Origin of the sequence: Methylocystis rosea SV97, from assembly GCF_000372845.1 — a bacterium.
In the GTDB taxonomy this organism is placed as follows: domain Bacteria; phylum Pseudomonadota; class Alphaproteobacteria; order Rhizobiales; family Beijerinckiaceae; genus Methylocystis; species Methylocystis rosea.
Genome location: NZ_KB889963.1, coordinates 1,138,405 through 1,151,623 on the forward strand (window position 1 = coordinate 1,138,405; position 13,219 = coordinate 1,151,623).

A 13,219-nucleotide genomic window follows, 5' to 3' on the forward strand; every position below is an offset into this window, starting at 1 on the left:
GAAAGAAAAATTATAGGAGGGGCCTCGACCCGCGACCGCTCTAGACACCCGCGTTTGTGGTGTGAGTGTAGCAGCGACGCAGTCGGAATTTCGCGCCGGCCTTAGGCCAACGCGCCTGAGCCAAATTGGACCAAGATTTTTTCGTACCAATTGCGCGTATTAAAAAGCGCCAGGAAGGATATTTCGAAATCACAGTCGAACCTTTAGATCCGCAATACGCGCCGGTGCTTGCCCAGGCGGTCGTCGACACGGTCCGCGATCCTCTGCTCGTGCTTAATTGTCATCTCAGCGTTACCGTAGCTAGCCGGTCCTTTTTCCATAATTTTGAGGTCAGCCCCGAAGAGATTATTGGACGTCCCGTTTATGAGATTTTAGACGGCAGTTTCAATATAGCGCGCCTAGCTTCGCTCTTAGATAAAATCCTGCCCGAGCACGCCGTCGCCGAAGATTTTGAGATAGATGCCGAGTTTCCTCGCATCGGACAGCGCGTCGTGATCGTGAACGCGCGAGAAGTGTTCTTCACCAGCAACGCTCACAAAGCTATTTTGCTCTCCTTCGTAGATGTGACCCATCGACGTTTCATAGAGAAGGAGAAGGAGTCTCTTTTCAATGAAACCAGGACGCTGCTACGGGAGAAGGAAGTGCTGCTCCTGGAAATGCAGCATCGCATTTTCAATAGTTTGCAAATCATCGCGAACATCATCATGATGAAGACTCGGGTCACGACCTCGGAAGAAGCGCGCCGACACCTGCAGGACGCCTACTCCCGCGTTATGTCGGTGGCGACATTGCAGCGGCACATCGACACGGCAGGCCGCACTGAACTCGTCGAAGTCGCTCCCTATTTGACCACGCTATGCGACGGCCTCGCGGCCTCTATGATCGGCGAGGAGAAACAAATATCCCTGAAATATGCCTTCGACCGCGCTCTCATTCCCTCGACGGAAGCAGTGAGTCTTGGCCTGATCGTGACCGAGCTGGTTATCAACTCCGTGAAATATGCATTTCCGCAAAGCCGCCCCGACGCGGAGATCCTCGTCAAATACGAGACATCCGGCTCCAACTGGCAGCTCACGGTGTCCGATAATGGCGTGGGCAGGCCGGAAGGATACAATACAGCTGCCCCTTCTGACGGCTTGGGCAGCACGCTTGTGAAGGCGCTCGCACAACAGATCAAGGCGCAAATAGAAATGGCGAACAGTCCCCACGGACTCGTTGTGTCGCTCGCGCATGCGACGTTTAGCCCAAGGCCTGCATAGGTCTCGCCAATTCAGAATAAGGTCGGCAAGGCGTTGGCAGAAAAACGTCGCGCATTACGGCATCACCAGGAGCAATCCATATAAATTGGACGGACAGGTTAGCGCTGGATCAGAGTCCAAAGGCTGAGAACCTGCCGAGGGCATCACTGTCGCTGTGACAACATTTTGTCGATGCAACCGCAATCGAAAGGAGTAGGGCACGCTCAGCGTCCTTAATCCCACCGAAGTCGCCCCCACTGGGTTCAACGCGAAGCCGATAGCTGTTGCGGCCTCGCGTCGAATTGCGGCACAGGAATAAGGCGCGCGCTTTATTGGCAGGCCCACACCCAACCAGCGACGGGGTCCCACTGCCAGCACGAACTGCCGCCATAGCCGTAGCCGGGATAGCCGTAGCCCGTTGCGCCCGCGATTCCCGCGCCCAAAACGCCGGCCGCGGCGCCCGCGACGCCAGCCGCTGCGCCAACCGCGGCGCCCGGAATGCCGTAGCCTCGGCGATAATAACCGCGGCGATAGCCCCGATAGTAAGCTTGTTCGAACGACGTCGTTAGTCCAACGCTCGTTGGACTCGTGGCGCTCATGGGGCCAGCCAAAACTTCCGTCGGTAGAGCCGCCAGCGCGGTCATCCCGCATAACGCGGCCAGGACCGATTTCACACTCTTACACATTTCGACATCCCTTTTTTAGAAACACAGATTTTGAGAAACACAGAGTCGAGTCCGCCCCAATGCAGGTGTGCCGCGCGCTGCTTCTGCGTCCCGAGAGGATCAACTAGGCCCAAATGTGAAGTTGTCGAGGCCTCGGTGTAAATCAGATTTCAATTGTGGCCCCTTTCGAAAACTTTCACGACAGTAAAATCAGCGCCCTGAGCATGTGACCTTACGCGGTATTACGGCCGGGAATTCGTCGCCAACTGATTTCGACTATATGGCCATCATGTTGATCGTCGTAGGCTTGTTATGCGTGGCGGAGCTGGCTGCCTCATTGCGCGCGCCAACTGCGGCGTGGGAAGCGACCAATGTGGATCCATGACAATCGGCCGATACAATTTGCCGCATCGCTTCTCGGCGTTCGACTGAAATTCGCCGAAGTGAAGAATTATGTCGTATTGATACAGATCCGCGGAAAATACAGTGAGGCCCTCAATGCAGTGGCGCAATTCTCTGGGAGGCTACGGCGCAGCCGTCCAAATCGTTCATTGGTTTTCCGTGCTTCTTGTTGGCGTCGCATGGGTGCTCGGGACCGTGGGTGAAGATCTGCCACGTGGGAGAGCCCGCGATCTCGGGGAATTAATCCATGTTTCTGCGGGAGAGCTGATCGCCATCCTTTTGATCTTTCGTGTCGGCTGGCGTCTAATCAACGCGCCGCCGTCTCCAGAACCGACGCCGCTGGGGAGATCGGGCGATTTGGCCGCCAAAATCGTCCACCTTGCGCTTTACGCGCTGCTTGCGGCGGTTGTCGCCGTTGGCGTCGCGACGCAATTTGCGGATGGCGACGCGCTTTCCGTGCTTGGCATTTTCGATATCGCATCGCCGTGGACGAAGAACAAACCGTTTGCACACGACATGAAGGAAATTCATGAAACTCTAGCGAATGGACTTATCATCCTCGCCACGATCCATGCTGGAGCAGCGTTGGTCCACCACTTCGTTTTCCGCGATCGCACTCTGAGACGTATGCTGCCAGGGGTTTCGGAGCCCCGCTAATCCTGCGCTCGCTGCTCTAAAGTGACGCTGTGATAGCTTCGGCTTCGTTGCGGCCTTTCGGCGACCCGAGCGCGAATGCACTGCGGGCAATCCACCCGCTGAACATGGCGTTTCAAGGGGAATTCCATCCAGGAAGTTCCTTAGCCCTTCGGGATTTTCGTTTACTTGATGCTGCTATAGAAATGAAGGAGACCCAAGTAGCGGAAGCACCCGGGCTATGATCGCTCCCAAACAGACTAGCACCACTAGCAGCTTGAGTAGCTGTGCTAGCCGCGCATCGGGACAGAATTTATCGATCACCCAAAACAAGATCGCCCCAAGGACGACGATAATAAGGATTCCAATTATGAGCGTTAGCACCGCAGTCTCCCGGTAAATTTACGGCAATGTCCAAAACTCATTGCATTTTCGTCGATATTTGGTGACGCGCGCTTGGGTCAGCCCTCGGCTCTCGCCTAATGAAGAGCTTTCCTCAAACCTGTTTCAAAATTTCGCATTTGCGTTGAGTTTTGGCAACAGGAATTCGTGAGGCACCGATGCGCTTCGGCAAAAGGGCTCAACTCGAAAGATCGGACGCGCTCACCACTTCGTTCCGTTCGACTTAGCAGAATGGATATGCCAAACGCTTGATCTGTCCGGCGCGAGTGCGCTGGTCATTTAATTGCGTTCAACGCGCGGATCGCCTTGCGAAAAGCGCCGCTTATTATAACGAGGCGTGACGCATCGGAGACGTGGTCCCTCATCCAATCCTTGGCAGGCCACTTTGTCGGTTCGCACGAATCTAGATCGCGGAAGCGACACCTCCTCCCACCCCCACTGACGTGGATACGCGTCGAGGCATTGGACACATCCCATCGTCGCACGGTCTCGTAGGAAACCGCGACGCCCCGTTCAGCAACAGATCTTCCACGTCGCGCAAGCTCAGGGCACAGCTGAGTTTGGTCATCTTGGCCGATACGAGCGGGACGTCAGCAACGGTAAGCGCCTAATGTGACAATGCGCCAGAGACTCGCCCCGACCAAGGTGATTTCTCGAGACGCCCTGGATAGTGCGAAAAACGCCTATGATCAGGCGCAGGTTGGACTGAACGAGGCCACGATCGACTCTGCAGTAAGTCCCCTCGGTCACGCCGATCGCGCGAACAGCGTCCGCGACTTGTCGTTGTGAGGTCGATACATCCGCCTGTCGCAACTTGGCGACGATTCTCGGGCTTGTGACGCCTGCTCGGCATTGCGATCATCGTCCCGTCGCAGTCGGCTAACGCATGGCGGGTTTTAAAATGCGGGTCAGCGAACGCTCGGGAGGGTTTTAGTGCCAGATGCTTCCTCAGCCCTCCACTCGGCTCCCGGCCTCAGTGAAGCAAACGCGCAGGCCAGGCTGAAGAGCGAGGGGTACAACGAGCTGCCGCGGCCGCAACGGCGCACGCCGTTGCGAATCGTTCTCGAGGTCCTGCGCGAGCCGATGCTCGCGCTGCTCATCGGCGGCGGCCTGATCTACTTGCTGCTGGGGGATTTGAAGGAAGCATTGATTCTCCTCGTCTTCGCAACGATGTCGGTCGTCATCACGGCGGTGCAAGAGACCCGCACCGAGCGCGTCCTCGAAGCGCTGCGCGATCTTACGAGTCCGCGCGCGCTGGTTATTCGTGACGGCGTACGTAAGAGAATCGCTGGGCGCGAAGTCGTGCGTGGCGATGTCGTCGTGCTCAGCGAAGGCGACCGGGTTCCCGCCGACGCGGCGCTCAGCGAATGCCAGGACCTACAGATCGACGAATCGCTGTTGACGGGAGAGTCGGCGCCCGTTCGCAAGATCTCTCGCGCCGATGCGCCTCTCGGAAGCCGCCGACCGGGGGGCGACGACCTGCCATATGTGTTTTCCGGCTCGCTGGTGGTGCGCGGAGCCGGAATCGGCGAGGTGATCGCGACCGGCGCACTTAGCGAAATCGGCAAAATTGGCCAATCGCTCAGCACGCTCGAAACTGAGCCGCCGCGTCTGCTGGCGCAGACACGGCGTCTTGTGGGGGTGTTTGCTCTCGCGGGAGGCGCCGTAAGCGTGTTGGCGGTGTTGCTCTACGGCCTGTTGCGCGGAGGATGGCTCGATGCGGTGCTCGCGGGCATCGCGCTCGGCATGTCGATGCTGCCCGAAGAGTTTCCCGTCGTGCTCACCGTATTCATGGCGATGGGGGCATGGCGGATTTCGCGGGCGCGCGTATTGACCCGTCGCGCCGCGGCCATCGAATCTCTGGGTTCGGCGACGGTCTTGTGCACTGATAAGACCGGCACCCTGACCGAGAACCAGATGTCGATTGCCGAACTACGCCTCAAGGGCGGCGAGGCATTACGAGCCGGCCAGATATCCCGCTCAATGCCTGCAAGCTTCGATCATCTGGTCCAGTTCGGAATTCTCGCCAGCGCGCCTGATCCATTCGATCCGATGGAAAAAGCGTTTCACGATTTCGGCCGGATCCATTTGCCCAAGACCGGAACTCTGCTTGGTCCAGATTGGAAACTTTTGCAGACCTACGGTCTTCGTTCCGATCTCCTTGCGATGTCACAGGTCTGGCAAAGCGACGCCACGCCGGAATTCGTTGTCGCGGCCAAAGGCGCGCCGGAAGCCATCGCTACCCTCTGCCGATTGAACGAGACGGAGTTTGCTGCAGTGAAGCGGTCCGTTGAGGGCATGGCTGCCGAGGGACAGCGCGTTCTGGGAGTGGCCAGCGCATCCTTCGCGCAGAAAGCATTGCCGGACTCCCAGCGAGACTTCACGTTCGAATTTTTGGGGCTCGTCGGACTCGCCGACCCGTTACGCTCGGCCGTTCCAGCCGCCGTGAGCGAGTGTCGGTCGGCAGGCATCAGGGTGATCATGATCACGGGCGACTACCCAGCGACGGCGAAGGCCATCGCTCGCCAGGCGGGTCTAAATACCGACGAAGTCGTGACAGGACAGACACTCGAAAGCGAGAGCGAGCCACAGCTCGCGCAGCGCATGCGGACAGCGAACATATTTGCGCGAATCCTGCCTGATCAGAAGCTCCGAATTGTGAATGCGCTCAAAGCAAACGGCGAGATCGTCGCCATGACGGGAGACGGCGTGAATGACGCCCCCTCTCTCAAGGCCGCGCACATTGGCATTGCCATGGGCGGACGCGGAACGGACGTGGCGCGGGAGGCCTCCTCAATCGTCCTTCTCGATGACGATTTCGGTTCGATCGTCAAGGCGATCCGGCTTGGCCGCAGAATCTACGACAATCTGCGAAAGGCGACAGGTTTCATCTTCGCGGTGCATGTGCCCATCGCGGGATTGGCGATATTGCCGCTGTTGTTTGGCCTGCCGCTGCTATTTGGGCCGATGCACATCGCATTTCTGGAAATGGTGATCGATCCGGTCTGTTCGCTCGTCTTCGAAGCCGAGATCGAGGAAGACGATGTGATGCGCCGCCCGCCACGTCCCACTGACGAGCCTCTATTCTCCGGTCCCGTGATCGCGTGGGGCCTTCTACAAGGAGCGTTCGCATTCGCGCTTGTCGCCGGCATTTTCCTCATCGCGCTGAAGCGGGGCATGCCAGAGACGGAAGTGCGCGCGTTAACTTTCTTCTCATTGGTCCTCGCGATCGTCGGCCTAATCTTTGTCAACCGCACCTTCAGCGCATCGCTGCTAACAGCGCTACGTCGACCAAACACGGCGCTTGCGTGGGTACTCCTTGCCGTCGTGGCGATGCTGACTCTGACGCTCCTTTCGCCCCCCATTAGCGCTCTCTTCCGCTTCGGGCCCCTACACCTGGACGACCTGTCAGTCACGCTCGGCGCCGGCGTGATCGTGTTGGTGCTGCTTGAAGCGCTCAAATACGTTTGGCGCGGCGCAGGACTTAACGGAGTTCGTTGGCTCCGTCGGATATTCGTACAAGGTCGCGTGAACGTGAGGGCCTGTGTCGGATGGACGGCAGCCGCGGCGATGGCGATTTCATTTGGCTGGCTTCTTATCGCTTATGCGCCAAAGCTCATCACGCCGCGAGAGACTGGGTCGTCTCGAGTAGAGAGGATTGAAGCCCCGCCCGCGCAACAAGGCGCTCCCACTCCGTCCAAGGAAACGAAATCCGCCGTGGAGGAAGCCCAGCCAAGCGGCCGAGAACAGGAGATCAGCACGAGAACGGCGGCTGGCGGGTCTCCTAAACTTTTAAGCAGGAAGCTGCCCAGCGGTCTCATACTAAATGTTCCGAGCTCCGGCATGGAGGCAAATCTGCTCGCGTTTCTCGAGCGTGAAGCGAAGATAGAAGGAGTGACCTGGTTCGACTTCGACCGCCTCCAATTCGAGACGGGCAAAGCAAAACCGCAAGCCGCATTTCAGGATCAGTTAAAAAACATCGCAGACATCCTGGCGGCCTATCCGAACGTCATATCCGTGATTGGCGGTTATACGGACAGCGTCGGCGCCCGGAGCGCAAATAAGAGATTGTCAAAAGCGCGCGCAGACTCGGTGATGCGCGAGTTGACGAGAATGGGCGTGGACGCTTCACGCCTCAACACGAAAGGTTATGGCGAAAGCCATCCGGTCGCAACCAATGACACTGAGGAGGGACGGACAAAAAATCGACGAATCTCGCTAGGCGTAACTCGAAAGTAGCGAATGCTAAGAAAAGTGGTTTCAGCAAGTTTGAGGGCTATGGTGCAAATTCAAACGAACGGTCGCAAAAGCCGCGTTTGGGCGTTCGACGGGGGTCAAGCCGCAATGACCGTGTTCCAAAATCTCTAGCGCGGTTTTGCCCGTCACTGGAAGCTTGTTCGATGCGAATTGACTTTTTTGATGCGATGCACGGATACCACCAAATTAACAGCTGCGGGGTATGGTGAAGCTACACCTGTTTTCGGCTTGTACATGCTGCGCGTAGCTCAACGACGGCCGCCGGACCGTGATGATCTTGGCGAACCCTCGAACCGGTAGGAGACGCGAACCTTCCCGGAAGGATGTGTCATGCAGTAGCTGGCCACTTCTGGAAAGAGCCGGGCCATTTCCAACTTCGTCGTCATAGAAAGCTTCATCATGAGCGCACATGCGATGACGGAGTTAATCATTTGTCCTCTCTGCGCATCCGAGCGCACGCTCGGCCTCCTTGGTCGAGCGGCGGAAGGAAGCCATGACGATGACGTTCATGAACCCTATAAGCCCAAGCTCTGTGAGAAATCCGGGCTAAGTCAAGTCCAATCGACGACCCACTCAATTTTCTGGGAGCGATCTCCAATCATTCGTTGATGCGGAAGCTCATGATCCGAGACGCAGCCGGACGGGCTCGGCCCACTCCTCGTCTTAGCTGCTCTTGCGTTCCCCGCACAGCGGGGGCGAGCTGACCAAGCCCGGGTGAACGGGAGCCAGTTTAACGCGCTTCACATTTCCGCCTTGAACGGCGCCGAGGCAGGCGCCATTGTCATTAACGTAACGGCGCAAAATCGAGCAGCCGGGCATTGCGCCCGCGGAGGGAGCTGGCGTCCTCCCCGTCACAATTCTCAACATTTATGGTTCAGGCACTCGACCTTGCAGGAGTGCGGGTGGTGCAGACGGGTCGCAGCGCATATCTAGCCGCAATGCGCTCTGGCGCGCGCACTTCTATGATTTTTTGATCTAGGGTGATCAATTTGGCGCCATCATTATCGCTGCGCTCCCAGTTTTTCCGCTCGCCTATCGACGCGCTGAACGAGCGCGGTTTTCGATGTCTTGACCTTCATGCCCTCGACCACCGGCGTGGTGCAGCTAGCCGGGAACCCGCCGCGGCCTTCGATCTCTACGAGACAGACGCGACAGCTGCCAAAGGGCTCGAGCATATCGGTGGCGCAGAGTTTCGGGATTGCGCGGCCCGCTTTTGCGGCGGCAAGCATGATTGAACTGCCGGCCGGAACCGTGACGGTCACGTCGTCAATATCAAGCGTTACGGGCGATCCATCTCGTGGCGGGGTGCCAAAATCGATCTCGTCTTTCAATCCACGCAGTTCAGACCACATTCGCTGCCTCGCCAATCCAAAGCTGCCTTTTCTTGTTCCTTCAAGAGGTCACAACCCACTTCAAGAGTGGCTTTCATTCCCTCCCACAGTTGCTCGATCTGCGACGACCTCAACGTCGCAACATGGCTCAACAAATGGCATGGTCGCGGAGCGCAGGCTCTTTTGCGCTTCCGGCGGCGCCAGGAGCATGGCGTCATGGTCCGGGGTGTTCGACGTCGCGACCGGGGTCGGGAAGACACGACTGCAATTGCCACAATATGCCAACGGCACTATATTTAGGCGAATGCGATTATCTCTCAATTTCAATTTATCGAATAGTTCGTTCTATTATGGCAAAACGCCAGCGACCTCCCGATTGCGCCGAAAGTTCTGGCGACTCGGGGTGGACTAACATCGGGGGCGACATGACGTTTTCGAGAATTCAGAGCTAACTCACTTTGCTGTCCTTCAGCAGGCCGACGAGCGGATTTGGCGCCGGAGGCGCGATCCGGCGCAGCGTATTTGTGTCGTGGTGGTTGAACGCTGGCGTTGCGCCGCGTAGGGCGAGATCCGTTCGCGTCACATAGGTCCAGCTGCCATCGTCGTTGAAGGCGATGTCGATGCGGTAATAGTCGGTGCGAAACGCCTCTTCCAGGAAGGTCGTCGAGCAAATGCCGAAGCGGGTATCGCCGCGCCGCGCCTCGACGGAAATGCGCGCGTCGTCGGGCTTCGCCGTTCCACCCGCCAGCACAACTTGTCCGCGCGGGATCGCGATGGTCTGCATAATCAGGCCCGTGGCCGGCTCCCAGAGCCAGTACCCCACCTGGTCGTGAAAGGTGATCGCCTCCTCCGGCGTGTTGATATGGATGTGATAGCGCAATCCATAGAGGAGCTGCGGCCCGTTCGTCTGCGGATCGATCGGATCCATCCTTATATGCTCGCGATACGCGCGTCTTTCTGGCCCTTCGGCCTTGGGATTGACGTCCACGCCTCGATCGGATTGCCACACGCCCGCCAAGCGGCGCAACGGACCCAGATTAGCCAGCGTATCAGGGGAGAACTCAGGCTCGGTAAAAATGTCTTCCGGAATGCTGCACACTTTTTGTGTCCCTTCTTGCTCATCTGAGCGCTTGTGATTGAGGAACGTGTGCGCCCTGATTTCAAGCGGCAAATTTACTCAATCTGCTGCCGACATTCGTCGCAGCGGCTTGCGAAGGAGACCGAGCGACCATCGAGGCGACGAGACGTCGGCTTGGCGGACGCTTCGGACATGAATCGCGCCGCACGCACCGTGCGCGGGCGCACTGCGCGTTTCAACGAGACGCGCGATGATCCGAACGCTGCAAAAAACGCTTAGCTTTTCGAAGTGATCGGGGCCGGCCGGTGGGGCCGGCCCTTTTTTGTGGGCCTCTTGAGCGCAGCGCCCGGGTAAGCTGCTGTAATCACCCCGAAGATGGCTGATCTCAAGCCGATGCGTTGCGTTGCGGTCGTATTTGCTCTCAAATCGCAACCCTCACGCATCAGATCGGATCTCCCGTATGTTGAAGGTTTTCTGCGCTCCCGCGAGATATGTTCAGGGCCGCGATGCGACCATGTCGCTCGCATCGGAGCTTTCGCGGCTCGGCATTGCGGGAAAGGCGCTGATCATCGCGAGTCCGACTGCGCGCAAGGCGCTGGAGCCGGTTTGGCGCGAGACGTTCCCAGCCGCCGGACTCGACTATGCGATTCTCGATTTCGGCGGGGAATGCTCCTTTGCGGAGATTTCCCGCGGGAGCGAAGAGGCGCGCCGGGTCTCGGCCTCGTCGATCGTCGGCGCCGGCGGCGGCAAGACATTGGACGCCGCCCGCGCCGTCGCCGCGGAACTTGAGCTTCCCGTCGCCTGCTGTCCAACGACGGCGTCGAGCGACGCGCCCTGCAGCGCGCTTTCGGTCGTCTACAGCGAGGACGGGGTATTCGAGAAATGCCTCTTTTACCGGCGCAACCCCGATCTCGTGCTTGTCGACAGCACGGTCATCGCGCGCGCGCCGGTGCGCCTGCTGATCTCGGGCATGGGCGACGCGCTCGCCACTTTTTTCGAAGCGGACGCCACCATCCGCGCGCATCGCAAGAACGTCGCTGGCGGACTGAGCACGATCGCCGCCGCCGCCATCGCCGAGCTCTGCTACCAAACGCTCCTCAATGACGGGATAGCCGCCGTCGCCGCGGCGCGGGCCGGGTCGATCACGCCCGCTCTTGAGCGCATCATCGAAGCGAACACGCTGCTCTCCGGCCTCGGGTTCGAGTCGGGCGGCCTTGCGGTGGCGCATTCGGTCCACAATGGACTGACGGCCGCGCCGGAAACGCATGATCGGCTGCATGGCGAAAAGGTCGCCTTCGGCACGCTGGTGCAGCTTGTTCTGGAAGGACGGCCGCGTTCGACGGTCGATGAGGCAATGGGATTTTGCCTCTCGGTCGGCTTGCCTGTGACGCTTGCCGAACTCGGACTCGAAAATCTGTCGCGCGAGACGGCGCGGGCGATCGCCGAGCGCGCCGTCGCCGCCGGCGAGAGCGCGCATAATGAACCCTTTGAGGTGACCGCCGCGACTCTCATGGACGCGATTTATGCCGCCGACTCCATGGGCGTCGCCTTCAAGGCGCGCGCTTCATAGGAGGCAGCTCCCGCGGGGCGACTATTCCTTCAAGGATGAAAGAACGGCGTCGGCGGCGCGCAGGGCGAGCGCGGCGATGGTGAGCGTCGGGTTGGCGGTTCCGCCGGTCGGGAACACGGCGGCGCCAACCAGAAAAAGATTGCGGTGCGCGTGCGCGCGCAGGTTTTTGTCGACGACCGACGTCGCCGCGTCTTCGCCCATGCGCGCCGTGCCCATGATATGGCCGGCGCCTTGGGCGTCGTCCTTGTGCCAAAAGGCTTCCACGCCGATCTTCGCAAACATGTCTTCATGCAGATGTTGGGCGGCGGCAAGGGCGCGGTCGGTGTAGCGGTCGAGTTGAAAGAAGATCGCCGGGCGCGGCAGACCAGTCCTTTCGATTTGCGTCCGATCCAACGTCACCCTGTTGCTCGCCAGAGGGAGTTGCTCCGTCAATGCGGCCACGCGAATGTGACGCGACGTCTGGTCTCTGAGCGCCGTGTCGAGCGCCTTCCCGCGCAGGCCGCTGAGCGCCAGTTCGCGCGCCGTCGATTCAGGCGCTCCGGTCGGCCAATTCCACCCTTCATTGCCAAATTCGAATCGCAAAGCCGAATTTGCGCCGCGGTCTTTCAGTTCTCGGAAATTCTCGATCCCCGATGTCGCCCCAGGTCCCCGATAAGGCCAGACGGGTTGACGCGTGAGGGCCCAGCTGAGCTGGATCGGATGATCCATCAGATTTCGGCCGAGCTGATCAGAGCGATTGGCGACGCCGCCAGGAAAGGACTCGGAGGCCGAGGTCAGCAGAAGTCGCGGCGTCTCGACGCCGTTGGCGGCGACGCAGACGACGCGCGCGAACACGCGTCCCGACGATCCGTCCGAGCGCACGAACCTGACCGCTTCGACGCGCCCGTCCGGGCGGCATTCGACGAAATTGGCGCAGGTCTCCGTCAGCAGCTGTGCGCCGAAAGACTCTGCGCGCGCGACGTGAATGGTCGCGTCATATTTCGCTTGGATCGGACAGATGGGAATGCAGCTGGCGCTGCCGTGACAGGCCGGTCGGTCGCCGGACGGTTTCGAGAGTCGCGCCTGCGGCGTTGGGCGGACCTTATAGTCGGACTCCTGCAAAGCGTCGCGCCATGCGAGATCAAGAAAACTCTGGGCGATCGGCGGAAACGGGTAGGGCGCGGAGCGTGGCGAGCCCAGATCGTCGTCATTGTCTCCGGCGACTTCGAGCTGCTGTTCCGCCGCGCAATACCATGGTTCGAGATCGGCATAGGAGATCGGCCAGTCAACGGCGAGGCCGAAGCGCGATTTCATCTCGAAATCGGCGGGAACCAGTCGAACGGCGGTGCCCAGCCAGTGCCATGTCGTGCCGCCGACCTGGCGCAAATAGGTCGAGTTGAACGGGCGAGGCCCTTTCTGCGCGTAGAACGCATAGGGCTTGTCTGACTCCGGGTGCGGCGCGAACGCGTCCTGCTCATAGGCCGACTCGGGCGTCTTTGCAGAAGCGCTCTGGAACCGTCTCACCGAGGCGGCGCGGTCGACGCGAGGGCCGGCCTCCATAATAATGACTGTCGCGCCTTTGCGCGCGACGCGAGAGGCGACCAACGCCCCGGCGACGCCAGAGCCAATGACCACTACGTCGGCGTGAAAATCCATGTGAGGCT

At 59.5% G+C, this 13,219-nt stretch carries 6 protein-coding genes and 3 pseudogenes; 5 read left to right on the forward strand and 4 right to left on the reverse strand.

The genetic code is table 11. The annotated features are described in order from the left end of the window. The first annotated feature begins 125 nt into the window (after nt 1-125). Complete coding sequence (locus A3OO_RS0106075) at nt 126-1,259, forward strand: sensor histidine kinase (protein WP_018406947.1); 1,134 nt, start codon at nt 126-128, stop codon at nt 1,257-1,259. Nucleotides 1,260-1,567: 308 nt separating this feature from the next. Here A3OO_RS0106075 and A3OO_RS21230 read toward each other — a convergent pair whose 3' ends face one another. Continuing rightward, nucleotides 1,568-1,837: a hypothetical protein gene (locus A3OO_RS21230; RefSeq protein ID WP_156824768.1), complete on the reverse strand. Its 270-nt coding sequence runs from the start codon at nt 1,835-1,837 to the stop codon at nt 1,568-1,570. A 564-nt stretch (nt 1,838-2,401) separates the two neighbouring features. Here A3OO_RS21230 and A3OO_RS0106085 point away from each other — a divergent pair. The 3 genes and pseudogenes from A3OO_RS0106085 to A3OO_RS24220 all read left to right on the forward strand — a co-directional run. After that, a complete protein-coding gene (locus A3OO_RS0106085) occupies nt 2,402-2,962 on the forward strand; it encodes a cytochrome b (protein ID WP_018406949.1) in 561 nt (186 codons plus the stop codon). Nucleotides 2,963-4,273: 1,311 nt separating this feature from the next. After that, nucleotides 4,274-6,814, forward strand: a pseudogene (locus A3OO_RS21235) (cation-translocating P-type ATPase); the annotation flags it as partial. 462 nt (nt 6,815-7,276) lie between these two features. After that, nucleotides 7,277-7,579 (forward strand): annotated as a pseudogene (locus tag A3OO_RS24220) (OmpA family protein); the annotation flags it as partial. Nucleotides 7,580-8,640: 1,061 nt separating this feature from the next. Here the strand turns inward: A3OO_RS24220 and A3OO_RS21240 are convergent. Both A3OO_RS21240 and A3OO_RS0106105 read right to left on the reverse strand, forming a co-directional pair. Further along, nucleotides 8,641-8,949: pseudogene (locus A3OO_RS21240) on the reverse strand (2Fe-2S iron-sulfur cluster-binding protein); the annotation flags it as partial. A 427-nt stretch (nt 8,950-9,376) separates the two neighbouring features. Next, entirely contained in the window at nt 9,377-10,027 is a 651-nt protein-coding gene (locus A3OO_RS0106105; protein ID WP_026222732.1) for an FABP family protein, read from the reverse strand. A gap of 439 nt (nt 10,028-10,466) precedes the next feature. Between A3OO_RS0106105 and A3OO_RS0106115 the strand changes: the two genes are divergently transcribed. After that, nucleotides 10,467-11,576 (forward strand): glycerol dehydrogenase, encoded by a 1,110-nt coding sequence (locus tag A3OO_RS0106115; RefSeq protein ID WP_018406955.1) that lies wholly within the window; start codon nt 10,467-10,469, stop codon nt 11,574-11,576. 21 nt (nt 11,577-11,597) lie between these two features. Here the strand turns inward: A3OO_RS0106115 and A3OO_RS0106120 are convergent, their stop codons facing one another. Next, nucleotides 11,598-13,211, reverse strand: a complete 1,614-nt coding sequence (locus A3OO_RS0106120; RefSeq protein ID WP_018406956.1) for a GMC family oxidoreductase — start codon at nt 13,209-13,211, stop codon at nt 11,598-11,600. Nucleotides 13,212-13,219 lie beyond the last annotated feature (8 nt).

What these genes read in the sequence shown, in the direction of transcription:
- A3OO_RS0106085 (WP_018406949.1), top strand. Translation starts at nt 2,402, where the DNA reads ATGCAGTGGCGCAATTCTCTGGGAGGCTACGGCGCAGCCGTCCAAATC.
- A3OO_RS0106115 (WP_018406955.1), top strand. Translation starts at nt 10,467, where the DNA reads ATGTTGAAGGTTTTCTGCGCTCCCGCGAGATATGTTCAGGGCCGCGAT.
- A3OO_RS0106120 (WP_018406956.1), bottom strand. Translation starts at nt 13,211, where the DNA reads ATGGATTTTCACGCCGACGTAGTGGTCATTGGCTCTGGCGTCGCCGGG.
- A3OO_RS21230 (WP_156824768.1), bottom strand. Translation starts at nt 1,837, where the DNA reads ATGAGCGCCACGAGTCCAACGAGCGTTGGACTAACGACGTCGTTCGAA.